Source organism: Streptomyces sp. SCUT-3, from assembly GCF_014083985.1.
GTDB classification, from domain to species: Bacteria; Actinomycetota; Actinomycetes; order Streptomycetales; family Streptomycetaceae; genus Streptomyces_H; species Streptomyces_H thermolineatus.
This window is the reverse complement of the sequence record NZ_CP046907.1, coordinates 1,622,939-1,645,306: the sequence shown is the minus strand read 5'-3', so window position 1 is coordinate 1,645,306 and position 22,368 is coordinate 1,622,939. Positions and strand designations below refer to the sequence as shown.

The following is a 22,368-nucleotide window of genomic DNA, read 5'->3' as shown; positions in this document are numbered from 1 at the left end:
GACGGATACCCTGGGACACGTCCGTGGAGCGGACGCTCCAGCCATCCAGCGACTCGAGGATCCGCGACCGACGTGTTCGACACCCTTTCCGACCGCCTCGCAGCGACGTTCAAGAACCTCCGGGGCAAGGGGCGCCTGTCCGAGGCGGACATCGACGCCACGGCCCGCGAGATCCGCATCGCCCTCCTGGAGGCGGACGTCGCCCTCCCGGTGGTGCGGGCCTTCATCAAGCAGGTCAAGGAGCGGTCGCTCGGCGCCGAGGTCTCCCAGGCGCTCAACCCCGCCCAGCAGGTCATCAAGATCGTCAACGAGGAGCTCATCGGCATCCTCGGCGGTCAGACCCGCCGCCTGCGGTTCGCCAAGAACCCGCCCACCGTCATCATGCTGGCCGGCCTCCAGGGCGCCGGAAAGACCACCCTGGCCGGAAAGCTCGGCCGGTGGCTGAAGGCCCAGGGCCACGCCCCCCTCCTGGTCGCCTGCGACCTCCAGCGCCCCAACGCCGTCAACCAGCTGGCCGTCGTCGCCGAGCGCGCGGGGGTCGCCGTCTACGCGCCCCAGCCGGGCAACGGCGTGGGCGACCCGGTCCAGGTCGCCAAGGACTCGATCGAGTACGCGCGCACCAAGCAGTACGACGTGGTCGTCGTCGACACCGCCGGCCGCCTGGGCATCGACGCCGAGCTGATGCAGCAGGCCGCCGACATCCGCGACGCCGTCAACCCCGACGAGACCCTGTTCGTCGTCGACGCGATGATCGGCCAGGACGCGGTGGTCACCGCCCAGGCCTTCCTCGACGGCGTCGGCTTCGACGGCGTGGTGCTGTCCAAGCTGGACGGCGACGCCCGCGGCGGTGCCGCGCTGTCGGTCGCCCAGGTGACCGGCAAGCAGATCATGTTCGCCTCCAACGGCGAGAAGCTGGACGACTTCGACGCCTTCCACCCGGACCGCATGGCGTCCCGCATCCTCGGCATGGGCGACGTCCTCAGCCTGATCGAGAAGGCCGAGCAGACCTTCAGCCGGCAAGAGGCCGAGGAGATGGCCGCCAAGCTGGCCCGCGGCCCGAAGGAGTTCACCCTCGACGACTTCCTGGCCCAGATGGAGCAGGTCCGCAAGATGGGCTCCATCTCCAAGCTGCTCGGGATGCTCCCCGGCATGGGCCAGATGAAGGAGCAGATCAACAACCTCGACGAGCGCGACGTGGACCGCGTCGCCGCGATCATCAAGTCCATGACGCCGGGCGAGCGCGCCGACCCGACGATCATCAAGGGATCGCGCCGCGCCCGCATCGCCCGGGGCTCCGGCGTCTCCGTCTCCGAGGTCTCCGGCCTGATCGAGCGGTTCTTCGAGGCCCGCAAGATGATGTCCCGCATGGCCCAGGGCGGCGGCATCCCCGGCATGCCGGGGATGCCGGGGATGCCCGGCGCCGCCGCGCGCAGGAAGAAGCCGGTCAAGCAGGCCAAGGGCAAGCGGCGCAGCGGCAACCCGATGAAGCGCAAGGCCGAGGAGCAGGCCGCCGCCGAGCGGCGGGCCGCGGGCGGCGCCTTCGGCGCGCCCGACGGGGGCGGGCAGTTCGAGCTCCCCAAGGAGTTCAAGGACCTCCTGCCGCCCCAGTAGCGGCACGTCCCGGACAGAGCAGGTCGCGGAGATGGCGGATGATGGGCGCATGCGCGTCCACATCCGTCCCCCCGCACCCGGTGACGCCGCCGTCTACGCCGACGCCGTGACCCGCTCCGCCGGCCACACAGGGCCGTGGAACCCCGTCGAGCCGCACGGCCTGCCCGACCTGCTGCGCCGCCAGGGCTCCGCCCTGCGCACGTTCCTGATCTGGAACGACGAGGACGGCGGCCTGGTGGGCAAGGTCAACGTCGCCAACATCGTGCGCGCCCGCTTCCGCAACGCCGCCCTCGGCTACGACTCCTACCTGCCGTACGCGGGCACCGGGAGGATGACCGAGGGACTGCGCCTGGTCGTGGACCGCTGTTTCGCGGACCTGCCCGGAGGGCTCGGGCTGCACCGGCTGGAGATCAACGTCCAGCCCGACAACGTCCGCTCCGTGGCGATGGCCCGGCGCCTGGGGTTCCGGCACGAGGGGTTCTCCCCGCGCATGCTCTACATCAACGACGCCTGGCGCGACCACGAGCGGTTCGCGCTGACCGCCGAGGAGTGGCCCGGGGCGTGACCGGCCGCCGGCCGCGCCCCGGACCCGGCGGGCCCGGCAGCCCCGGCGCCGCCGGTACCACCGGCCCGCACCCGCTCAGACCCGGGCCACCAGGTACCGGAAGTCGTTCTCCATCCGCACCGTGCCGTCCGGGCGTCGGAACGGGTGCAGCACCTCGCGCAGCTCCTTGTCGACCTGCCGGGCGCCGGCGGACTCCACCGCGGCGTCGAACCAGCCGGTCGACAGCAGCCCGCGCACCGCGCTCTCCTGGTCCGGGTAGGCGAACGGGCACGCGACCCGCCAGGACCCCTGCGGACGCAGCCCCGCCCGCAGGGCCGGCCGCTCCAGCTCCTCCGCCGCGCCCGGCTCCTCGGGCCCCTCCGCAGCGTCAGACCCTTCCGGCGCGTCCCGCCGGGCCTTTCCGCCGCACCGGGGCTCGGCGAGCCGGGCCGCCAGCCGCAGCACGGCGGCCGTCTCGCAGCGCCCGGACGGGTCCGGGCCGGCCAGCACCACCGGGCTGCCCGGCTCCGCCAGCCGTGCGGCCGCCGCCAGGTCCGCCTCCCGTGTCCCGCCCTGCCCCGTCCCGCCCGTCCCACAGGCGGGCCACGGCTCCAGCAGGGTGACGAGGTTGAACGGCCGCTCCGGAGGAGCCGCCCGCTCCACGGCCCCGGGCCCGCCGTGGACCAGGGCCGTGCGCGTCGGCCCGGCCTGCCACTCGTCGGGGAGCAGCCGCTGCCGTGCCAGCTCCAGCCGCTCGCCGTCCGGGTCGGCCCCGGTCACCGCCGCACCCCGGCACGCGGCCATCAGCAGGGCGAGCCCCGAGCCGCAGCCCAGCCCCAGCAGCCGGGTACGGGGGCCGACCCCGAGCCGCTCGTGCACCGCCTCGTACAGCGGGACCAGCATCCGTTCCTGGATCTCCGCCCAGTCGCGGGCGCGCGCCCGGGACGGGGTGTCGTCCGCCCCCTGGCGGGGTCCGTTCCACAAGAGCACAGCTGCCACAGGGCCGCCCCTATCTGCAGACGTCGGGTGTCCCCCCGCTCGGACACGTGCGTACTCCCCGTGTGCCAGACAACTCCGCTTCGTGCCCGTAGTCCAGGGTTTTCGCCCGGATGAACCAGCGCTTCCCGCATGCGCCCCCCGTGCGCCGGGGCGCGCGCTACCATTGTCCTTCCGTGCCCGCGCCGTCACCGGTAGTCACCGATGGGTGCCGCCCGCCGCTCCGGCGGTTCCGCACCGTCCGCGCCCTCCGCCCCGGCCTGCGCGGCCTTCCACCGGGTCGTCCGCACTCGTCCCGCGGTACGCGCACGCTCCGCGAGCGGCCGTACGGGGCAAATTATTTGGGATGGCCCCGTATCGGAACACGGAGGCACCCTCCGTCGTTGTCACGACGTGAGCACGACACCACCTGTTCTCGCCGCCGAACTGGCCCTCGCGTGGTCCGACATCCAACGTCACCACCCCGAGCTGCCCGACCTGGCCGCGCCCGAGTCCCTGATCGGGGAGTCCTCGTCCGCCTGCGGGACGGAGCTCTCCTTCGAGCGGCTGCTGCACGAGGCGGTCCACGGGATCGCCGCCGCGCGCGGCATCCGGGACACCTCGCGCGCGGGCCGCTACCACAACCGTCGCTTCCTGGCGATCGCCGACGAGCTCGGCCTCGACCACGCGGAGGAGCCGCATCCGAGCAGCGGCTTCTCCCTGGTCGTGCTGCGCCCGGAGACCAGACGCCTGTACCGGCCCACGATCGACCGCCTGGCCAAGGCGCTGCGCGCCCACACCGCGGCCACCGCCACCGACACGTCCAAGTCGTTCCGCGGCCCCGCGGCCCGGCACGGCTCCTCCGGCGGCGGCGTGCGGGTGAAGGCGGTCTGCGGGTGCGGGCGCAACGTGCGGGTGGTCCCGTCGGTCCTCGCCCAGGCGCCGATCGTGTGCGGCGCCTGCAAGGAGCCCTTCCGGATCCCGGAGGCGGCCGGCGCCGCCTGATGTGGCAGAATGGTCCGCTGAGCACTCGGCAGCCGTGCAGGACCCCTCTCTCCTTCGGCTGACGCGTCCGCCGGGCGTCCGGCTTCCACAACCCCACGTGGCGGTCCGGCCTGCCCACCACGTCAAGACCAGGAGACACCACTCCCGTGGCAGTCAAGATCAAGCTGAAGCGTCTGGGCAAGATCCGTTCGCCTCACTACCGCATCGTCGTCGCCGACTCCCGTACCCGCCGTGACGGCCGGGCCATCGAGGAGATCGGCCTGTACCACCCGGTGCAGAACCCCTCCCGCATCGAGGTCGACTCGGAGCGCGCCCAGTACTGGCTGTCCGTCGGCGCCCAGCCGACCGAGCCCGTCATGGCCATCCTCAAGGTCACCGGCGACTGGCAGAAGTTCAAGGGCCTGCCGGCTCCGGAGCCGATGAAGGTCGCCGAGCCCAAGGCCGACAAGCGCGCCCTGTTCGAGGCCGTCTCCAAGGAGGCCGCGGACGAGCCCAAGGGTGAGGCCATCACCCCGAAGGCCAAGAAGTCGGACAAGAAGGCGGACGAGGCGGCCGAGGCTGCCGAGTCCACCGAGTCCACCGAGGCCTGAGCATGCTCGAGGAGGCCCTCGAGCACCTCGTGAAGGGCATCGTCGACCATCCGGAGGAAGTGCAGGTCGCCTCGCGCAACCTGCGCCGTGGCCGCGTGCTGGAGGTCAGGGTCCACCCCGACGACCTCGGCAAGGTGATCGGCCGCAACGGCCGCACCGCGCGTGCGCTCCGCACCGTCGTGGGAGCCCTCGGCGGCCGGGGTGTCCGTGTCGACCTCGTCGACGTGGACCAGGTCCGCTGAAGGCCCGGGGGAGATCCCCCGAAGGAACACCGGCACGGGCCGGGTGCGGCTCACGCCGTTCCCGGCCCGTCGTCGTCCCCGCCCCGTCCCGCCAGGCGTGACGCGCCCCGCGCGGCACGCGAGAAAGGTCAACCACTGTGCAGCTGGTAGTCGGCCGGATCGGCCGCGCCCACGGCATCAAGGGCGACGTCACCGTCGAGGTGCGCACCGACGAGCCCGAGCTGCGGCTCGGCCCCGGAGCGGTGCTGGCCACCGACCCCGCCTCCGCCGGCCCCCTGACCGTCGAGACCGGGCGGGTGCACAGCGGCAGGCTGCTGCTGCGCTTCGAGGGGGTGCACGACCGCACCGCGGCCGAGGCGCTGCGCAACGTCCTGCTCATCGCCGAGGTCGACCCCGCCGAGGTCCCCGAGGACCCCGAGGAGTTCTACGACCACCAGCTGATCGACCTCGACGTGGTCACCGTCGACGGCACCGAGGTGGGGCGGATCACCGAGATCTCCCACCTGCCCCAGCAGGACCTGCTGATCGTCACCACCGCGGACGGCAGGGAGGTCATGATCCCCTTCGTCGCCGAGATCGTCCCCGAGATCGACCTCGAGGAGCAGCGCGCGGTCATCGACCCGCCGCCCGGCCTGCTCGACCCGGAGCGGGCCGAGATCGCCTCGGAGCGGGACGGCACCTGATGCGCCTGGACGTCGTCACGATCTTCCCCGAGTACCTCGAGCCGCTGAACGTCTCGCTCGTCGGCAGGGCGCGCGCCCGCGGCAGCCTCGACGTGCGCGTGCACGACCTGCGCGACTGGACGCACGACCGGCACCGCACAGTGGACGACACCCCCTTCGGGGGCGGCCCCGGCATGGTGATGAAACCCGAGCCGTGGGGCGAGGCGCTCGACGAGGTCCTCGCCTCCGGGGAGGGCGAACCGGTCCTGGTCGTCCCCACCCCCAGCGGCCGGCCGTTCACCCAGGAGCTCGCCGTGGAGCTGGCCGGCAAGCCCTGGCTGGTGTTCACCCCCGCCCGCTACGAGGGCATCGACCGGCGGGTGGTGGAGGAGTACCGGCAGCGCTGCGAGGTCCACGAGGTCTCCATCGGCGACTACGTGCTGGCCGGCGGGGAGGCCGCCGTCCTGGTGATCACCGAGGCCGTCGCCCGGCTGCTGCCCGGAGTGCTCGGCAACGCCGAGTCCCACCGCGACGACTCCTTCGCCCCCGGGGCCATGGCCAACCTGCTCGAGGGGCCCGTCTACACCAAGCCCCCGCAGTGGCGCGGCCGGGAGGTGCCCGAGGTCCTGCTGAGCGGCCACCACGGCAGGATCGCCCGCTGGCGGCGCGACGAGGCGCTGCGCCGCACCGCGACCAACCGCCCCGACCTGATCGGGCGCTGCGGCCCCGCAGGGTGGGACAAGCACGACCGCGCGCTCCTGCGCGAGCTGGGCTTCGACGAGGGCCCCGACGGCCGATTTGGGCGGCCGCCGCAGACCGTGGAAGAATGAGCCGCTGCTGTCCGTCCGCGGGCGCCCCTGCCACGGGGGGACCGACGACCGCAGGACGCCGCAGCCTTCGACCATCATCACGACACTTCCGTTGATGACCCGTGGCATCAGCGAGGAAAGCAGCCGAAAATGCACCTGCTCGACAGCGTCGACGCCGGTTCCCTCCGGGACAACGTCCCGGCCTTCCGTCCCGGTGACACCGTGAACGTCCACGTCCGGGTCATCGAGGGCAACCGCTCCCGTGTCCAGCAGTTCAAGGGCGTCGTCATCCGCCGCCAGGGCTCCGGTGTCCGCGAGACCTTCACCGCCCGCAAGGTCAGCTTCGGCGTGGGCGTCGAGCGCACCTTCCCGGTGCACACCCCGATCGTCGAGAAGATCGAGGTCGTCACCCGCGGTGACGTCCGCCGCGCCAAGCTGTACTACCTGCGCGAGCTGCGCGGCAAGGCCGCCAAGATCAAGGAGAAGCGCGACAACTGAGCCCTTCGGGCCGACCGGCGCAATTCGCATGCGTGACCGGTGCCCGGGGGCGGGCGGATAGGCTTTCCCCCCGATGGACACCGAAGCACAGCACCCGGAGCGCGACCGCGCCCCCGCACCCGTGCGGGAGGAGCGGTCGCGCTCCGCGCTGTTCCGGGAGTCGGTGCTGTTCCGGGAGGCGGCCTGGATCCTGGCGGCCTGCCTGACCCTGCTCGTCCTGGTGAACGTCCTCGTGGTGCAGCCCTTCCTCATCCCCAGCCGCTCCATGGAGCCCGCCCTCCGCACGGGCGACCGCATCCTGGTCAACAAGCTGGCGTACCGCTTCGGGGACTCCCCGCGCCGCGGTGACGTCGTGGTCTTCGACGGCGAGGGGTCCTTCGTCCACGGGGCGGACACCGGTGCCGGTGACGGACCGCTGGACGCGGCCGCGGACCTGCTGGGCCTCGCCCGCCCCGACGGCACCGACTTCGTCAAGCGCGTGGTCGGCGTCGGCGGGGACCGGGTGACCTGCTGCGACCGGGACGGGCGGCTCACGGTCAACGGCCGCGCGGTGCACGAGGACGGCTTCCTCCCCGCGGGCGAGGAGCCCTCCGCGGTCCCCTTCGACATCGTCGTCCCCGCCGGCCGGCTGTGGGTGATGGGCGACCACCGCTCCAACTCCGCGGACTCCCGGCACCACCTGGGGCAGCCGGGCGGCGGCACGGTCCCGGTGGACGAGGTCGTCGGACGCGCCGACTGGGTGGTGTGGCCCTTCGGGCACCGGCGCCGGCTCGACACCGCGGAGGCCTACGACCGGGTCCCGGACGGCACCCATGGGTAGCCGGGGCCGGCCGCGGTCCGGACACCACCGCGTGCAGCCCCGGACTCCGGACGAACCCCGCACCCGGCCCGGCAGGGCCGAACGGCGCCGCACCGTCCGGCGGATCCGGCGCCGGCGCCGTCGCGGGGCGCTCAAGGAGATCCCGCTGCTGATCGGGGCGGCGCTGCTCATCGCGCTCGTGCTCAAGACCTTCCTGATCCAGGCGTTCTCCATCCCCTCCGGCTCCATGGAGCAGACCATCCGGGTCGGCGACCGGGTGGTCGTCGACAAGCTCACCCCCTGGTTCGGGGCCGAACCCCGAAGGGGCGACGTCGTCGTCTTCCGCGACCCGGGCCGCTGGCTGAAGGAGCAGCCGGAGGAGGACGCCCCGCCCGGGATCAAGCAGCTCAAGCAGTTCTTCACCTTCGTCGGCCTGCTGCCCTCGGCCGACGAGCAGGACCTGATCAAACGGGTGATCGCGGTCGGCGGCGACACCGTGGCGTGCTGCGACGCGAAAGGCAGGGTCACGGTGAACGGCACGCCGCTGGACGAGCCGTACGTCAAACCCGGCAACGAGCCCTCCCACCTGGAATTCGACGTGAAGGTCCCGGCCGGCCGCCTGTGGGTGATGGGGGACCACCGCGCCAACTCCTCGGACTCCCGCTACCACCAGGACGGTCCCGGAGGCGGTACCGTGTCCGAGGACCTGGTGGTCGGCAGGGCGTTCGCCGTGGCGTGGCCGATCGGCCACTGGCGCGGACTGGGCGACCCGGACCCCTACGCATCGGTCGCCGACGCGCGTGCCGGGGCGACAACCGTCCCGGATTCGGCCAATAATCACCAAGGAATCATTCAGCTCCCGACTCCTGCGGAACTCCCGCTCGTTATGGGAGTGGTGGGCCTGCACCGCACACGGGGCAGGTGGCAGCGCGCAGTGAGGAGACGACGTGGGGGACCTTGTGGTCGGCGCACGGTCCGGACCGGGAGAGCCCGAAGAGGCCGCGAACGGGGCAGACCGGGCCGGTGAGCGGCCCGGAGCGGCCGGCGGCCGGGACGGGCGGGACAGCGGTCCGGAGGGCTCCGGGGAGCACGAGGAGAAGCAGCGCTCCTTCTGGAAGGAACTGCCGATCCTCATCGGCATCGCCCTGATCCTGGCACTGCTGATCAAGACCTTCCTGGTCCAGGCGTTCTCGATCCCGTCCGACTCCATGCAGAACACCCTGCAGCGGGGCGACCGGGTCCTGGTCGACAAGCTCACCCCGTGGTTCGGTTCCGAGCCGGAGCGCGGCGAGGTGGTCGTCTTCCACGACCCGGGCGGCTGGCTCACCGCCGCCCCCGAGCCCGAGGGCAACGCGGTCTCCACGGCCTTCCGCAACGTCCTCGGCTTCGTCGGCCTCATGCCGTCGTCCGAGGACCAGGACCTGATCAAGCGGGTCATCGCGATCGGCGGCGACACCGTGGAGTGCTCGGGCACCGGCCCGGTCCGGGTCAACGGCAAGGCGCTGGACGAGAAGGCGTACGTCTTCCCCGGCAACACCCCCTGCGGCGACAAGCCCTTCGGGCCCGTCAAGATCCCCGCGGACCGCATCTGGGTCATGGGCGACCACCGCCAGGACTCCATGGACTCCCGCTACCACCAGGACCTGCCCGGCGGCGGCACGGTCCCGGTGGACGAGGTCGTGGGCCGGGCCGTCGTCATCGCCTGGCCGGTGGACCGCTGGACCACCCTGTCGGTGCCGGACACCTTCGAGGCCAACGGACTGGCCGCGCCCCTCGTCGGCGCCGCCCCCGCCGCCCTCGGACTGGCCGGGGCCGTCCCGCTGGTGCTGTGGCGCCGCCGCAAGGACCGGGTGAAGGCCCGGGAGGAGGACGGTCCGCGCGGCTGACCGTTCGGGTGACCGGCGGGTAGGGTGCGGCCATGACGACCAGCACCGGAACCAGTGGCGCGACGACCGGTCCGCGGTCCCACCCTCCGGGCCCGCGGCCCGGGCGCGGCCGCCTGGGCGGCATCCTGTCCAACGCCGCGGTCGCGGTCGGGACGGTGCTCTTCCTCGGCGGCTTCGCATGGGGCGCCGTCCAGTACCAGCCGGTGACCGTGCCGAGCGGGTCGATGGACCCCACCCTGGAGGTCGGCGACCGCGTCCTCGCCCAGCGGATCGACGGCGATGACGTCCGCCGCGGGGACGTGGTGATCTTCAACGACTCGCTGTGGGGCGACGTACCCATGGTCAAGCGGGTGGTCGCGGTCGGCGGCGACACCGTGCAGTGCTGCGACAAGCGCGGGCGCCTGATCGTCAACGGCGAGTCCGTCGACGAGCCCTACCTCGAGGGCGAGGCCTCGGCGGTGTTCGGCGGCCTGAAGAAGACCGAGGTTGAGGAGGGGTCACTGTTCCTCCTCGGCGACGACCGCGCCACCTCGGTGGACTCGCGCATGCACCTGACCGACGACAACGGCGGCGTGCCCCGCGATGCCGTCAGCGCACGGGTGGACGCCCGCGCCTGGCCCCCGGGCCGGATGGGAGGGGTGGAGCGCACCACGGCCTTCGACGACGCACTCGGAGGCGGCGTGTCCGCCCCCGGCCCCTACGCCGCGGTGACCTGGGCGATCGTCGGAGGTGCGGCACTGGTCCTCGGAGGGGCCGCCCACGGCCCCGTGACGCGGATGTTCGGCCGTGCCTGACGACTCGGGTGCCCCCGGCACCCCGGGTGCCTCCGACGGCCCGGGTGTCCGGGCCGTCCCCGCCGCCCCCGCACAGCAGGTCGTGCGCCGCCGCGCCGCCCGCGTCGTCCTGCTCGACCCCGACGACCGGATCCTGCTGCTGAGCGGCGCCGAACCGTCCGACCCCTCGCTCACCTGGTGGTTCACCCCCGGGGGAGGAGTGGAGGAGGGGGAGACCCTGGAACGGGCGGCCCTGCGCGAGGTCGCCGAGGAGACCGGGATCCACGACGTCCGCCTCGGCCCCGTCCTGTGGCGGCGTTATTGCTCCTTCCCCTTCGACGGCCGGCGCTGGATCCAGGACGAGTGGTACTACCTGGGGCGCACCCGGGCCACCGAGGTGGACACGGCGGGGCAGACCGACCTGGAACTGCGCACCGTCACCGGCCTGCGCTGGTGGACCTGCGCCGAGCTGGCCGCCACCCGTGAGACGGTGTACCCCACGCGGCTCGCCGAGCTGCTGCGAAACCTCCTGGACGCCGGGCCGCCGCACTCCCCGCTTCTCCTGGAGCCGGAAAACGCCTGACGCACAATAGGGGGACGTACGGCTGAAGGGGAACATGCGATGAGCGCCGAGGACCTCGAGAAGTACGAGACCGAGATGGAGCTCAAGCTCTACCGGGAGTACCGGGACGTCGTCGGACTGTTCACATACGTGATCGAGACCGAGCGCCGCTTCTACCTCACCAACGACTACGAGATGCAGGTGCACTCGGTGCAGGGGGAGGTCTTCTTCGAGGTGTCCATGGCCGACGCGTGGGTCTGGGACATGTACCGGCCCGCACGCTTCGTCAAGAAGGTCAGGGTGCTGACCTTCAAGGACGTCAACATCGAGGAACTGAACAAGGCCGACCTCGACCTCCCCTCCTCCGACGACAACGGCGCCTTCTAGGCACACCCCGCCCGCACCGGGCCCGCCCGCACACGCCCCGCCCGCGCCGGGCCCGCCCGAACCGGGACGCCTGCCGGATTCACCCCCTGGAGTGACCGGAGAGTCCCCGTCCGCGCAGTGGTCCACAGCCCTGATGCATGATCGTCCACCTCCGTGCCCGTGCTGTCACAGTCGGTCGCGGAGGTGGTTCGCATGGACCCACGGACAGCTCTGGGCCGCTACGGCGAGGACGTCGCCGCCCGCCTGCTCGCCGACGCGGGCATGACCGTGCTGGCGAGGAACTGGCGGTGCCGCGAGGGCGAGGTCGACATCGTGGCCCGCGACGGCGACGCACTGGTCGTCTGCGAGGTCAAGACCCGCACGGAGAACTCGTTCCAGCACCCGCTGGCCGCCGTCGACCGGGCGAAGGCCGAGCGCCTGCGGCGGCTGGCCGAGCGCTGGACGGCCGAGCACGGAGGCCCGCCCCCGGGCGGGGTGCGCCTCGACCTGGTCGCCGTGGTGCTCCCGCGCCGCGGCGCGGCCAGGGCCGAGCACGTGCGGGGTGCGGCCTGATGGGCCTGGGATGCACCTGCGCGGTGGCCCTGGTCGGGGTGGAGGGCGTCATGGTCGAGGTCCAGGCGGGCCTGGAGGCGGGCATCGCCACCTTCACCCTGGTCGGCCTCCCCGACAAGAGCCTGTCCGAGGCCCGGGACCGGGTGCGCGCGGCGGTCGCCAACAGCGGCGAGGAATGGCCGCAGCGCAAACTCACCGTCGGGCTGAGCCCGGCCTCCGTGCCCAAGAGCGGCAGCGGTTTCGATTTGGCCATCGCCTGCGCGGTCCTGGCCGCCGCCGAGCGGATCCGTCCCGAGGCGATCGCCGGACTGATGATGGTCGGCGAGCTGGGGCTGGACGGCCGGGTGCGCCCCGTGCGGGGAGTCCTGCCGGCCGTGCTCGCGGCGGCCGAGGCCGGCCACCGGCAGGTCGTCGTGCCCGAGTGCAGCGTCCCGGAGGCGTCCCTGGTCCCTGGCGTCACCGTCGTGGGAGTGCGCAGCCTGCGCGGGCTGATCGCCCTCCTCAACGACGAGCCGCCGCCGGAGGAGGGACCCGCCGCCGAACCGGGCGGCCCCGACCCGCTGACGGCCGGCCTGAGCCTGCCCGGCGCCTCCCTCGGCGCCGGCGCGGCGGGGCCGTCCCGCGCCCACCGCCCGGACATGTCCCAGGTGGCCGGCCAGCACGAGGCCCGACGGGCACTGGAGGTGGCCGCGGCAGGCGGCCACCACCTCTTCCTCTCCGGTCCCCCCGGAGCCGGCAAGACCATGCTCGCCGAGCGGCTGCCGGGCCTGCTGCCACCGCTGAGCGACCGGGAGGCACTGGAGGTGACCGCGGTCCACTCGGTGGCCGGGCTGCTGCCCCCGGGGCGGCCGCTGCTCACCGAGGCGCCGTACTGCGCCCCGCACCACTCGGCGACCATGCCATCGGTCGTCGGGGGCGGCAGCGGGATGCCGCGACCCGGCGCGGTCTCACTCGCCCACCGGGGCGTGCTGTTCCTGGACGAGGCGCCCGAGTTCAGCAGCCGGGTGCTGGACTCGCTGCGCCAGCCGCTGGAGTCGGGACACGTGGTGGTCGCCCGCGCGGCGGGCATGATGCAGCTGCCCGCGAAGTTCCTGCTGGTGCTCGCGGCCAACCCGTGTCCGTGCGGCCGCTTCGACCGGGAGCTGGGAGGCTGCGAGTGCCCGCCGGCCACCGTGCGGCGCTACCGGGCCAGACTGTCCGGGCCGCTGCTGGACCGGATCGACCTCAGGCTGGAGGTCGCCCCGCTCGCGCGCTCGGAACTGGTGCGCCACCACGAGGGGGCCGAACCGTCGTCCGCGGTGGCGGCCCGGGTGCGGGCGGCCCGCGAGCGCGCCGCGGCCCGCTACGACGGAACGCCGTGGACGGTCAACAGCGCCGTGCCCGGGCACGAGCTGCGCACCCGGTGGCGGGTCGCGGACGGAGCGCTGGCCCCGGCCGAGCGCGACCTGGAGCGCGGCCTGCTCACCGCGCGCGGCCTGGACCGCGTACTGCGCGTCGCCTGGACCGTGGCCGATCTGGCCGGCCACCCGGCGCCGACCCGTGAGGACGTCCTGACGGCGCTGGAGCTGCGCACCGGCGTGCGCAGGGGGCTCACCGCGGCGGGAGGCCCCCGGTGACGGCAGGGGAGACCGCCCCGGGCACCGCCGGGGAGACGCGACGTCACGGCTCCGTGGACGGGGAGGCCGAGACCCTGGCCCGGGTGGCTCTGGGCCGGATCGCGGAACCGGGCGACGAGGTGGTCGGCCGGAGCGTCCGCGAACTGGGAGCCGCCGAGGTGCTGCGGCTGCTCACCGGCGGGGGCAGGCTGCCCGGCGCCACGGAGCGCAGGATGGACGGCTACCGGATCAGGGCGAGGGGACAGGACCTCGACCCCGCCGCCGACGTCGCGGCGGTCCGCGCCCTGGGCGGCCGGTTCGTCCCCCCGGGCGACGGCGAATGGCCCGGGCAGCTCGACGACCTGGGCGACCAGCGGCCGCTGGGGCTGTGGGTGCGGGGCCGTCCCAGCCTGAGGCTGTGGGCCCTGCGGTCGGTCGCCGTGGTCGGGGCACGGGCCTGCAGCGCCTACGGCACCCACGTCGCCACCACGCTCGGCGCCGAGCTGGCCGAGACCGGGTGGGCCGTCGTCTCCGGGGCCGCCTACGGCGTGGACGCAGCCGTCCACCGCGGGGCCCTGGCGGTCGGCGGGCCGACCGCGGCCGTGGTCGCCGCAGGCCTGGACTCCCCGTACCCGCGCGGCCACGCCGGCCTGCTCGAGCGGATCGCCGAGCAGGGGCTGGTCATCGGCGAGCTGGCGCCCGGAGAACACCCCACCCGCAGCCGCTTCGTCCTGCGCAACCGCGTCATCGCGGCCCTGACCAGGGGCACGGTCGTGGTGGAGGCCGAACTGCGCAGCGGCTCGCTGATCACCGCCCGGAGGGCCCGGGACACGGGACGCCACCTGATGGGGGTGCCCGGCCCGGTGACCTCCAGGATGTCCCAGGGCGTCCACCAGCTGCTGCGCGACGGCGCGGTGCCGGTCACCTGCGCGGCCGAGGTCGTCGAACTGGTCGGCAGCATCGGCGCGGACCTCGCCCCGGAGCGCCGCGGCCCCCTGCTGCCCCGCGACCTCCTGGCGCCCGCCGCCGCACGTGTCCTGGACGCCCTGCCGGCCCGGGGGCCGGCGGGCGAGGCGGAAGTGGCCCGCGCCGCAGGGGTGGGGCTGGACGAGACCCGCGCGCGACTCCACGAACTGCTCACCCTCGGCTTCGTACGGCGGTGCGGTCCGCACTGGCGGCTGGCGCCCCGGGGAGCGAACCCCTGTACGCCGGTTCCCCCGTGGGAGGGCCAACACGCGGCGGGGTGACCTGGGGGTCCTTGACCTGGGGCGACCGGGTCAACAGGTTAAGGACACGCGGAAACGCGTGACCACCTGATCGAGGGAGGAGCCGATTTTCATGGCGCGGGGCAAGCACCCGGCCGCGCCGTGGCCGCGCTCCGCCCCCGGTTCCCTCCCCCTCCGCTAGAACGGCTCAAGGCGACGCATGCCCAACCACATCCCCAGGCCCGAGCGCGCGTGTGCAGCGACCGCAGCCCGCGACGACGCGTCGGCGCTGGAAGACCTGTGGCGCTCGTACAAGTCGTCCGAGGACCCCCGGCTGCGCGAGCAGCTGATCCTGCACTACTCGCCGCTGGTGAAGTACGTCGCCGGCCGGGTGGGCGTGGGCCTGCCGTCCAACGTCGAACAGGCCGACTTCGTCTCCTCCGGGATCTTCGGGCTCATCGACGCCATCGAGAAGTTCGACATCGACCGCTCCGTCAAGTTCGAGACCTATGCGATCAGCCGCATCCGCGGCGCCATCATCGACGAGCTGCGCGCCCTGGACTGGATCCCGCGGTCGGTGCGCCAGAAGGCGCGCGCCGTAGAGCGTGCCTACGCCACGCTGGAAGCCACCCTGCACCGCACGCCCAGCGAGACCGAGGTGGCCCGGGAGATGGGCATCGGCCTCGACGACCTGCACGCGGTGTTCAGCCAGCTCTCCCTCACCAACGTCGTCGCGCTGGAGGAGCTCCTGCACGCCGGAGGGGAGGGGGGAGACCGGCTCACCCTCGTCGACACCCTGGAGGACACCGCCGCCGACAACCCGGTGGAGGTCGCCGAGGACCGCGAGCTGCGCCGGCTGCTGGCCGGCGCCATCAACACCCTTCCGGACCGCGAGAAGACCGTGGTCACCCTCTACTACTACGAGAAGTTCACGCTCGCCGAGATCGGCCAGGTCCTCGGGGTGACCGAGAGCCGGGTCAGCCAGATCCACACCAAGTCGGTCCTGCAACTGCGCGCAAAACTGGCCGAGGTGGGCCGTTGACCCCCCCCTTCGCCCCGTCCGGGCCCGAGCCCGTCCGTACAGTATGGAGAGTGCCGAAGATTCGAGCGGCCTCGGTGGCCGAGCACCGGACCATGCAGCGCAACGCCCTGCTGGACGCCGCGCGCACCCTGCTGTCGGAAGGGGGCACGCAGGCGCTGACCTTCCCCGCCCTCGCCGAACGCACCGGGCTCGCCCGCTCCTCCGTCTACGAGTACTTCCGGTCGCGGGCCGCGGTGGTCGAGGCGCTGTGCGCCGAGGACTTCCCCGTGTGGGCGGCCGAGGTCGAGGCCGCCATGGAGCAGGCCCCCACCGCGGAGGGGCGGATCGAGGCATACGTGCGCACCCAGCTGGCCCTGGTGGGCGACCGGCGCCACCGCGCGGTGGTGGCGATCTCGGCCGGCGAGCTGGACGCCGGGGCGCGCGAGAGGATCCGCGCCGCCCACGGCCGGCTCGTGGGCTTGGTCGTCGACTCGCTGGCCGCCCTCGGACACGACCGGCCCAGGCTCGCCGCGGTGCTCCTGCAGGGCGTCGTGGACGCTGCGGTGCGGCGGACCGAGCTCGGCGCGGCGGAGGACCCCGAAGAGATCGCAGCGGCCGCGGTGGCCATGGCCCTGCACGGGGCGAGCGGCTAGGCGGATCCGCCCGCCCCGCGGCCGAGGGCGGCCCCGTCCCGGCGGGCCGTTCCGTCCCGGCTGGCTGTTCCGTCCCGGTGGGCCGACGGCTCCGACCGGGGGCGGCCGCGCCGCCGGGTACCGCAGCCGTTTCCGTCCCTGTCTCCCCGCCCGGGCCGGGCGCCGCGGTGCCGGGCGTGACGGTGCCGGGCCCACGCCGCGCAGACCGCGAGCACTGCGGCGCCGGCCGCCTCCAACGGTCCGCTCCGGCCCGTACCGGTGCCCGCGGTGTTCCCGGCGTTCCCGGCCCGGAGGGCCTGGGCAGCAGGCCCCCCGCCCTCCGGTTCCCCGGCCCCAGAGCCTCCGGCTCCCGGGTCCCCGGCCGCGCTCTCCCGTGTTCCTTCCCGTCCCCCGGCCGGGCCGGGCTCCAGTGGTACGCCGGAGACCGGGAGCAGCCGGGACGGCCCCGCCGCCAGCATCCCCGCGGGCAGCAGGGACAGGGGGTCCGTGTACACCGTGCCGCGCAGCAGCCCCCAGTGGAGGCAGCCGCCCGGGCAGTGCGGCGGGGCGTCCTGCACGACTCCGACCACCTGTCCCGCCGTGACCTCGTCGCCGACCGTCACGGAGGCGGTCACCGGCTCGTAGGTGGTGCGCAGCGGCGGCGCGCCGCTGTCCGCGAGCTCGACGGAGACGACCCCCCTCCCGGCCACGGGCCCCGCGAAGGAGACGGTCCCCGCGGCGGCGGCGCGCACCGGTGCGCCGGGCGGCGCGGACAGGTCCACGCCCCGGTGGCCGGCCGCCCACGGCACCGGCGGCGGCTCGAAGCCCCGGAGCACCACCGGCCGCCGGCGTCCGGCCCCGTCCACCGGCCAGGCCCGCCCGCCCGCCGGGCCCGGGGGCGCGGGAGGCGCCGCGTCCCGCGCCGCCTCCCGCGGCGCGGTCCGCACATCCGCCCCGGTCCCGGTCCCGGTCCCGGCATCGGCCCCGGGCCGGTCGGGGGCCGCCTGTACCGGGTGGGCGGCCCCCGCGGCCAGGAGCAGGCCGAGCGCCGGCCCCGCTCCCCACCTCGCCGCCACCACCACCGCCACCGCCACGGCGGACAGCAGCGCCCGGGACGCTGCGGATCGTCGACGTGCTGCACGGTTCGCCCGAAGTCGCATGCGGCGACGATGCCCCGTGTGCCGCGCCGCGGCCGATCATGGAACCGGACCGTGGACGGAACGCCCCTTGTGGACAACCGGGTCACCCTGCCGTGGCGCCCGTCCGCCGTGTCGCCCGGTGCTCGGCTGTTCCCGTACACTTTCCCTGGCGATCCGGGCCACCGGATCGACTTCGCACGCCCCGCCACCGCCACCTCGGTCCGTTCAGGACCCGGCGGAGGTCGCGCCCCTCGGTCCTCGGACACCGCTTCCGCGGCACGGCGCGCCGGGGCGTCAGGCGCGACGGCCGCCCGGCCGACGCGGAAACCGAGTAATCCTAGGAGTACGGCCATGGCCGTCGTCACGATGCGGGAGCTGCTGGAGAGCGGCGTCCACTTCGGTCACCAGACCCGTCGCTGGAACCCGAAGATGAAGCGCTTCATCTTCACCGAGCGCAACGGCATCTACATCATCGACCTGCTCCAGTCGCTGTCGTACATCGACCGCGCCTTCGAGTTCGTCAAGGAGACCGTCGCCCACGGCGGCAGCGTCCTCTTCGTCGGCACGAAGAAGCAGGCCCAGGAGGCCATCGCCGAGCAGGCCACGCGCGTGGGCATGCCCTACGTCAACCAGCGCTGGCTCGGCGGCATGCTGACCAACTTCTCGACCGTCTACAAGCGCCTGCAGCGCCTGAAGGAGCTCGAGGAGATCGACTTCACGGACGTGGCCGCCTCCGGCCTCACCAAGAAGGAGCTCCTGGTCCTCGAGCGCGAGAAGAACAAGCTCGAGAAGACCCTGGGCGGCATCCGCGACATGCAGCGCGTGCCCAGCGCCGTGTGGATCGTGGACACCAAGAAGGAGCACATCGCGGTCGGCGAGGCCCGCAAGCTCAACATCCCGGTCGTCGCCATCCTCGACACCAACTGCGACCCGGACGAGGTCGACTACAAGATCCCGGGCAACGACGACGCGATCCGCTCCGTCACCCTGCTCACCCGCGTGATCGCCGACGCCGTCGCCGAGGGCCTGATCGCCCGCTCCGGCGGTGCCGAGGCCAAGGGCGACAAGGCCGCCGGCGAGCCGCTCGCCGAGTGGGAGCGCGAGCTTCTCGAGGGCGACAAGGCCAAGGGCGAGGAGAAGAAGGACGAGGCCGAGCAGGCCCCGGCCGCCGAGGCCGAGGCTCCGGCCGAGCAGGCTCCGGCCGCCGAGGCCGAGACCGAGGCCCCGGCCGAGCAGGCCTGACCCTCCCCCCGCCACCACGGCCGACAACGGCGGGGGCCGACACGGCCCCCGCCGTTCACCGGTAGAACCACCGACTTTCGAGAAGAGACTTACAGACCATGGCGAACTTCACCGCCGCGGACGTCAAGAAGCTCCGTGAGCTCACCGGCGCCGGCATGATGGACTGCAAGAAGGCGCTGGACGAGGCCGAGGGCAACGTCGACAAGGCCGTCGAGATCCTGCGCGTCAAGGGCCAGAAGGGCGTCGCCAAGCGCGAGGGCCGCTCCGCGACCAACGGCGCCGTCGTGTCCCTCCTGGACGGCAACAAGGCCGGCGTCCTGCTCGAGCTCAACTGCGAGACCGACTTCGTGGCCAAGGGCGAGCGCTTCGTCGAGGTGGCCAACACCCTCGCCGCCCACGTCGCCAAGACCTCCCCGGCCGACCTCGAGGCGCTGCTCGCCTCCGAGATCGAGCCCGGCAAGACCGTCCAGGCGTTCGTGGACGAGGCCAACGCCACCCTGGGCGAGAAGATCGTGCTGAGCCGCTTCGCGCAGTTCACCGACGGCTACGTCGCCGCCTACATGCACCGCACCAGCCCGGACCTGCCCCCGCAGGTCGGCGTCCTGGTCGAGCTGGACGGCGAGAACGCCGAGGTCGCCAAGGACGTCGCGCAGCACATCGCCGCCTTCTCGCCGAAGTTCCTCTCCCGCGAGGAGATCCCGGCCGAGACCGTCGAGAACGAGCGCCGCGTGGCCGAGGCCACCGCTCGCGAGGAGGGCAAGCCGGAGGCTGCCCTGCCGAAGATCGTCGAGGGTCGCGTCACGGGCTTCTTCAAGGAGAACGTCCTGCTGGACCAGGCGTTCGCCAAGGACAACAAGAAGAGCGTCCAGAAGGTCCTGGACGAGGCCGGTGTGACCCTGAAGCGCTTCGCCCGCTTCCGCGTCGGCGTCTGACCGAGCACGGGCCGGACGGCCCGCCCGTCCCCGCCGGCGCGGGGCCGGGCGGACCGGGGCCGGTGCAGTCGGCGTGCGCGGCACGTCGGCACCAGTTGTGACGAGGAGGCCATTGCCGAGCAGGGAACCGTACCGGACCCCGCGGCAGTGGCCTCCTTCGTATGTGTACGAGGAGATGCCATGGAACAGGACGACGGCAAGGCCGGTTCGGCGACGACCCAGTACGGCAGGAAGCGGCACCGCCGTTTCCTGCTGAAGCTCTCCGGCGAGGCGTTCGCCGGCGGCGGAGGACTCGGAGTCGACCCGGACGTCGTGCACGCCATGGCGCGCCAGATCGCCGCCGTGGTCCGCGAGGGCACCGAGATCGCCATCGTGATCGGCGGGGGCAACTTCTTCCGCGGCGCCGAACTGCAGCAGCGCGGCATGGACCGGGCCCGCTCCGACTACATGGGCATGCTCGGCACCGTGATGAACTGCCTCGCCCTCCAGGACTTCCTGGAGAAGGAGGGCATCGAGACCCGGGTGCAGACCGCCATCACCATGGGCCAGGTCGCCGAGCCGTACATCCCGCTGCGCGCCGTGCGCCACCTGGAGAAGGGGCGCGTGGTCATCTTCGGCGCCGGCATGGGGATGCCGTACTTCTCCACCGACACCACCGCCGCCCAGCGGGCCCTGGAGATCGACGCCGAGGCCCTGCTGATGGGCAAGAGCGGCGTGGACGGGGTCTACGACTCCGACCCCAAGCACAACCCCGAGGCGGTCAAGTTCGACGCCCTCGAGTACAACGAGGTGCTCGCCCGCGGGCTGAAGGTCGCCGACGCGACCGCGATCAGCCTCTGCATGGACAACGAGCTGCCGATCCTCGTCTTCGAACTCCTCACGGAAGGCAACATCGCCCGGGCCGTGAAGGGTGAGAAGATCGGAACGTTGGTCAGTAACCAGGGCACCCGGGCCTGAGCGGAGCTCGCCCGACGCCCCGGGGACGGCCCGGGGATGGACAACACGCCGCCGGTTGCGACACCGTGCGGAGAACACGCGCCCAGGGGCGAGGACAGGAGCAGATTGTGATCGAAGAGACCCTCCTCGAAGCCGAGGAGAAGATGGAGAAGGCCGTCGTGGTCGCCAAGGAGGACTTCGCCGCGATCCGCACCGGTCGTGCGCACCCGGCGATGTTCAACAAGATCGTGGCCGACTACTACGGTGCCCTGACCCCCATCAACCAGCTGGCGTCGTTCTCGGTGCCGGAGCCGCGGATGGCCGTGGTGACCCCGTTCGACAAGAGCGCCATGCGCAACATCGAGCAGGCGATCCGCGACTCCGACCTCGGCGTCAACCCGTCCAACGACGGCAACGTCATCCGGGTGGTCTTCCCGCAGCTGACCGAGGAGCGCCGCAGGGAGTACATCAAGGTCGCCCGCGGCAAGGGCGAGGACGCCAAGATCTCCATCCGCAGTGTCCGCCGCAAGGCCAAGGAGGCCCTGGACAAGCTGGTCAAGGACGGGGAGGTCGGCGAGGACGAGGTGCGCCGGGCGGAGAAGGAGCTCGAGGACACCACCGCCAAGTACGTGGCGCAGGTCGACGAGCTGCTCAAGCACAAGGAAGCCGAGCTGCTCGAGGTCTGATGAACGACTCATCCTGGGGCGCTCACCGGCCGGGCCCCGCGTACGGCGAGGCGGAGGGGGCGCAGGCCCGGTACGCACCCTCCGCGCCGCCCATGCCGCAGCATCCGGGCGGCCCCGTGCCCGGCCCCGTGCCGGACGGGCCGTCCGGCACACGCCCCTCCCCGGCCGGTGCGACGGCCGTCACGGCGACGGCGCCGCCGCCGGCCGGGCGGCGCCCCCCGTCCCGCAGGATCCGCGCCGGGCGCGACCTCGGGGCGGCCATAGGGGTGGGTGTCGGCCTGGGGGCCCTCGTCATAGCCTCGCTGTTCGTCCTCAAGGCAGTCTTCGTGGCCGTGGTCGCCGCCGCGGTGGGCATCGGACTGTGGGAGCTCTCCTCGCGCTTCTCCGAGCGCAAGGGCATCCGCATACCCCTGGTGCCGTCGCTCGCCGGCGGCACCGTGATGCTCCTGGCGGGCTACGTGCAGGGCGCCGGGGCCGCCTGGGCGGCGACGGCGTTCACGGTGCTCGCCGTGCTCGTCGGGCGGATGGCCCGGCCGCCGGAGAACTACCTCAAGGACGTCACGGCGGGGGTCTTCGCCGTCTTCTACGTCCCCTTCCTGGCCACCTTCGTGGTCCTGATGCTGGCCGCGGACGACGGGCCCTGGCGGGTCCTGGTCTTCATACTGCTGACGGTGGTCAGCGACACCGGCGCCTACGCGGTCGGCTACCGCTTCGGCAAGCGCAAGCTCGCCCCGCGGATCAGCCCGGGCAAGACCCGGGCGGGCCTGGTCGGCGCGGTGCTGTTCGCCATGGCGGCGGGTGCCCTGGCGATGCAGTTCCTGATCGACGGCGGCCGGTGGTGGCAGGGCCTGCTCCTGGGCCTCGCGGTGGCCGCCACCGCCACCCTCGGCGACCTCGGCGAGTCCATGATCAAGCGCGACCTGGGGATCAAGGACATGGGCACCCTCCTGCCCGGCCACGGCGGCATCATGGACCGGCTCGACTCGCTGCTTCCCACCGCCCCGGTGGTCTGGCTCCTGCTGGTGGTCTTCGTCGGCCCCGGCTGACCGGCCACGGCGGCCCGGTCCCCGTGCCGCCCCGTGCGT

The 22,368-nt window shown here is 73.3% G+C and carries 25 protein-coding genes and 1 pseudogene; 24 read left to right on the top strand and 2 right to left on the bottom strand.

What is annotated here, in order from left to right:
- Positions 1–72: 72 nt before the first annotated feature.
- Both ffh and GQS52_RS07110 read left to right on the top strand, forming a co-directional pair.
- Positions 73–1,611 (top strand): signal recognition particle protein, encoded by a 1,539-nt coding sequence (ffh, locus tag GQS52_RS07115; RefSeq protein ID WP_182312464.1) that lies wholly within the window; start codon positions 73–75, stop codon positions 1,609–1,611.
- A 49-nt stretch (positions 1,612–1,660) separates the two neighbouring features.
- Entirely contained in the window at positions 1,661–2,176 is a 516-nt protein-coding gene (locus GQS52_RS07110) for a GNAT family protein (protein WP_182312462.1), read from the top strand.
- 75 nt (positions 2,177–2,251) lie between these two features.
- On the opposite strand, the gene GQS52_RS07105 is transcribed toward GQS52_RS07110, so the two are convergent.
- Entirely contained in the window at positions 2,252–3,058 is an 807-nt protein-coding gene (locus GQS52_RS07105) for an SAM-dependent methyltransferase (RefSeq protein WP_182316269.1), read from the bottom strand.
- Between the two features lie 486 nt (positions 3,059–3,544).
- Here GQS52_RS07105 and GQS52_RS07100 point away from each other — a divergent pair, with 486 nt between their 5' ends.
- From GQS52_RS07100 to GQS52_RS07020, 17 genes are all read left to right on the top strand, one after another.
- Positions 3,545–4,135, top strand: coding sequence for a hypothetical protein (locus GQS52_RS07100; RefSeq protein WP_182312460.1), 591 nt, complete (start codon positions 3,545–3,547; stop codon positions 4,133–4,135).
- Positions 4,136–4,281: 146 nt separating this feature from the next.
- Complete coding sequence (gene rpsP / locus GQS52_RS07095; protein WP_182312458.1) at positions 4,282–4,725, top strand: 30S ribosomal protein S16; 444 nt, start codon at positions 4,282–4,284, stop codon at positions 4,723–4,725.
- A gap of 2 nt (positions 4,726–4,727) precedes the next feature.
- Entirely contained in the window at positions 4,728–4,967 is a 240-nt protein-coding gene (locus tag GQS52_RS07090; protein WP_182312456.1) for an RNA-binding protein, read from the top strand.
- 137 nt (positions 4,968–5,104) lie between these two features.
- Positions 5,105–5,650, top strand: coding sequence for a ribosome maturation factor RimM (rimM, locus tag GQS52_RS07085; RefSeq protein WP_182312455.1), 546 nt, complete (start codon positions 5,105–5,107; stop codon positions 5,648–5,650).
- Complete coding sequence (trmD, locus tag GQS52_RS07080; RefSeq protein WP_182312453.1) at positions 5,650–6,459, top strand: tRNA (guanosine(37)-N1)-methyltransferase TrmD; 810 nt, start codon at positions 5,650–5,652, stop codon at positions 6,457–6,459. Before rimM ends, trmD begins: the two co-directional genes overlap by 1 nt.
- A 129-nt stretch (positions 6,460–6,588) precedes the next feature.
- Positions 6,589–6,936 carry a 50S ribosomal protein L19 gene (gene rplS, locus GQS52_RS07075; protein ID WP_182312451.1) on the top strand — a complete coding sequence of 116 codons (348 nt, stop codon included), beginning with the start codon at positions 6,589–6,591 and terminating at the stop codon, positions 6,934–6,936.
- Between the two features lie 73 nt (positions 6,937–7,009).
- Positions 7,010–7,756: a signal peptidase I gene (lepB, locus tag GQS52_RS07070; RefSeq protein ID WP_182312449.1), complete on the top strand. Its 747-nt coding sequence runs from the start codon at positions 7,010–7,012 to the stop codon at positions 7,754–7,756.
- Entirely contained in the window at positions 7,749–8,762 is a 1,014-nt protein-coding gene (gene lepB, locus GQS52_RS07065) for a signal peptidase I (protein ID WP_182312447.1), read from the top strand. Before lepB (GQS52_RS07070) ends, lepB (GQS52_RS07065) begins: the two co-directional genes overlap by 8 nt.
- Entirely contained in the window at positions 8,683–9,621 is a 939-nt protein-coding gene (lepB, locus tag GQS52_RS07060) for a signal peptidase I (protein ID WP_182312445.1), read from the top strand. The genes lepB (GQS52_RS07065) and lepB (GQS52_RS07060) overlap by 80 nt, the downstream gene beginning before the upstream one ends.
- A 32-nt stretch (positions 9,622–9,653) precedes the next feature.
- Positions 9,654–10,415: a signal peptidase I gene (gene lepB / locus GQS52_RS07055; protein ID WP_182312443.1), complete on the top strand. Its 762-nt coding sequence runs from the start codon at positions 9,654–9,656 to the stop codon at positions 10,413–10,415.
- A gap of 82 nt (positions 10,416–10,497) precedes the next feature.
- Entirely contained in the window at positions 10,498–10,977 is a 480-nt protein-coding gene (locus GQS52_RS07050; protein WP_259371059.1) for an NUDIX hydrolase, read from the top strand.
- 39 nt (positions 10,978–11,016) lie between these two features.
- A complete protein-coding gene (locus GQS52_RS07045) occupies positions 11,017–11,343 on the top strand; it encodes a DUF2469 domain-containing protein (protein ID WP_182312439.1) in 327 nt (108 codons plus the stop codon).
- Between the two features lie 192 nt (positions 11,344–11,535).
- Positions 11,536–11,895: a YraN family protein gene (locus tag GQS52_RS07040; RefSeq protein WP_182312437.1), complete on the top strand. Its 360-nt coding sequence runs from the start codon at positions 11,536–11,538 to the stop codon at positions 11,893–11,895.
- A complete protein-coding gene (locus tag GQS52_RS07035; RefSeq protein ID WP_182312435.1) occupies positions 11,895–13,511 on the top strand; it encodes a YifB family Mg chelatase-like AAA ATPase in 1,617 nt (538 codons plus the stop codon). The genes GQS52_RS07040 and GQS52_RS07035 overlap by 1 nt, the downstream gene beginning before the upstream one ends.
- A 53-nt stretch (positions 13,512–13,564) precedes the next feature.
- The gene (dprA, locus tag GQS52_RS07030; protein ID WP_259371058.1) at positions 13,565–14,737 is read left to right on the top strand and encodes a DNA-processing protein DprA; all 1,173 of its coding nucleotides are present in this window, start codon (positions 13,565–13,567) and stop codon (positions 14,735–14,737) included.
- Between the two features lie 178 nt (positions 14,738–14,915).
- Positions 14,916–15,737 carry an RNA polymerase sigma factor WhiG gene (whiG, locus tag GQS52_RS07025; RefSeq protein WP_182312431.1) on the top strand — a complete coding sequence of 274 codons (822 nt, stop codon included), beginning with the start codon at positions 14,916–14,918 and terminating at the stop codon, positions 15,735–15,737.
- 92 nt (positions 15,738–15,829) lie between these two features.
- On the top strand, positions 15,830–16,369 hold the full coding sequence (locus GQS52_RS07020) for a TetR/AcrR family transcriptional regulator (protein ID WP_182316268.1): 540 nt from the start codon (positions 15,830–15,832) through the stop codon (positions 16,367–16,369).
- A 407-nt stretch (positions 16,370–16,776) separates the two neighbouring features.
- On the opposite strand, the pseudogene GQS52_RS27580 reads toward GQS52_RS07020, so the two are convergent.
- Positions 16,777–17,508 (bottom strand): annotated as a pseudogene (locus GQS52_RS27580) (M23 family metallopeptidase); the annotation flags it as partial.
- 330 nt (positions 17,509–17,838) lie between these two features.
- Here GQS52_RS27580 and rpsB point away from each other — a divergent pair.
- The 5 genes from rpsB (at position 17,839) to GQS52_RS06990 (ending at position 22,329) form a co-directional block, all read left to right on the top strand.
- On the top strand, positions 17,839–18,729 hold the full coding sequence (gene rpsB / locus GQS52_RS07010) for a 30S ribosomal protein S2 (protein ID WP_182312427.1): 891 nt from the start codon (positions 17,839–17,841) through the stop codon (positions 18,727–18,729).
- 98 nt (positions 18,730–18,827) lie between these two features.
- Positions 18,828–19,661, top strand: coding sequence for a translation elongation factor Ts (gene tsf, locus GQS52_RS07005; RefSeq protein WP_182312425.1), 834 nt, complete (start codon positions 18,828–18,830; stop codon positions 19,659–19,661).
- A 180-nt stretch (positions 19,662–19,841) separates the two neighbouring features.
- On the top strand, positions 19,842–20,618 hold the full coding sequence (gene pyrH / locus GQS52_RS07000) for a UMP kinase (RefSeq protein ID WP_182312423.1): 777 nt from the start codon (positions 19,842–19,844) through the stop codon (positions 20,616–20,618).
- A gap of 107 nt (positions 20,619–20,725) precedes the next feature.
- Complete coding sequence (gene frr, locus GQS52_RS06995) at positions 20,726–21,283, top strand: ribosome recycling factor (protein ID WP_182312422.1); 558 nt, start codon at positions 20,726–20,728, stop codon at positions 21,281–21,283.
- Positions 21,283–22,329 (top strand): phosphatidate cytidylyltransferase, encoded by a 1,047-nt coding sequence (locus GQS52_RS06990; protein WP_182312420.1) that lies wholly within the window; start codon positions 21,283–21,285, stop codon positions 22,327–22,329. The genes frr and GQS52_RS06990 overlap by 1 nt, the downstream gene beginning before the upstream one ends.
- Positions 22,330–22,368: the final 39 nt, after the last annotated feature.

Excerpts from the sequence above, each read along its gene's own strand:
- GQS52_RS07110 (WP_182312462.1), top strand. The coding sequence starts at position 1,661 with ATGCGCGTCCACATCCGTCCCCCCGCACCCGGTGACGCCGCCGTCTAC.
- GQS52_RS07105 (WP_182316269.1), bottom strand. The coding sequence starts at position 3,058 with ATGCTGGTCCCGCTGTACGAGGCGGTGCACGAGCGGCTCGGGGTCGGC.
- GQS52_RS07090 (WP_182312456.1), top strand. The coding sequence starts at position 4,728 with ATGCTCGAGGAGGCCCTCGAGCACCTCGTGAAGGGCATCGTCGACCAT.
- trmD (WP_182312453.1), top strand. The coding sequence starts at position 5,650 with ATGCGCCTGGACGTCGTCACGATCTTCCCCGAGTACCTCGAGCCGCTG.
- rplS (WP_182312451.1), top strand. The coding sequence starts at position 6,589 with ATGCACCTGCTCGACAGCGTCGACGCCGGTTCCCTCCGGGACAACGTC.
- lepB (WP_182312449.1), top strand. The coding sequence starts at position 7,010 with ATGGACACCGAAGCACAGCACCCGGAGCGCGACCGCGCCCCCGCACCC.
- lepB (WP_182312447.1), top strand. The coding sequence starts at position 7,749 with ATGGGTAGCCGGGGCCGGCCGCGGTCCGGACACCACCGCGTGCAGCCC.
- lepB (WP_182312443.1), top strand. The coding sequence starts at position 9,654 with ATGACGACCAGCACCGGAACCAGTGGCGCGACGACCGGTCCGCGGTCC.
- GQS52_RS07045 (WP_182312439.1), top strand. The coding sequence starts at position 11,017 with ATGAGCGCCGAGGACCTCGAGAAGTACGAGACCGAGATGGAGCTCAAG.
- GQS52_RS07040 (WP_182312437.1), top strand. The coding sequence starts at position 11,536 with ATGGACCCACGGACAGCTCTGGGCCGCTACGGCGAGGACGTCGCCGCC.
- GQS52_RS07035 (WP_182312435.1), top strand. The coding sequence starts at position 11,895 with ATGGGCCTGGGATGCACCTGCGCGGTGGCCCTGGTCGGGGTGGAGGGC.
- whiG (WP_182312431.1), top strand. The coding sequence starts at position 14,916 with ATGCCCAACCACATCCCCAGGCCCGAGCGCGCGTGTGCAGCGACCGCA.
- GQS52_RS07020 (WP_182316268.1), top strand. The coding sequence starts at position 15,830 with ATGCAGCGCAACGCCCTGCTGGACGCCGCGCGCACCCTGCTGTCGGAA.
- rpsB (WP_182312427.1), top strand. The coding sequence starts at position 17,839 with ATGGCCGTCGTCACGATGCGGGAGCTGCTGGAGAGCGGCGTCCACTTC.
- tsf (WP_182312425.1), top strand. The coding sequence starts at position 18,828 with ATGGCGAACTTCACCGCCGCGGACGTCAAGAAGCTCCGTGAGCTCACC.
- pyrH (WP_182312423.1), top strand. The coding sequence starts at position 19,842 with ATGGAACAGGACGACGGCAAGGCCGGTTCGGCGACGACCCAGTACGGC.
- GQS52_RS06990 (WP_182312420.1), top strand. The coding sequence starts at position 21,283 with ATGAACGACTCATCCTGGGGCGCTCACCGGCCGGGCCCCGCGTACGGC.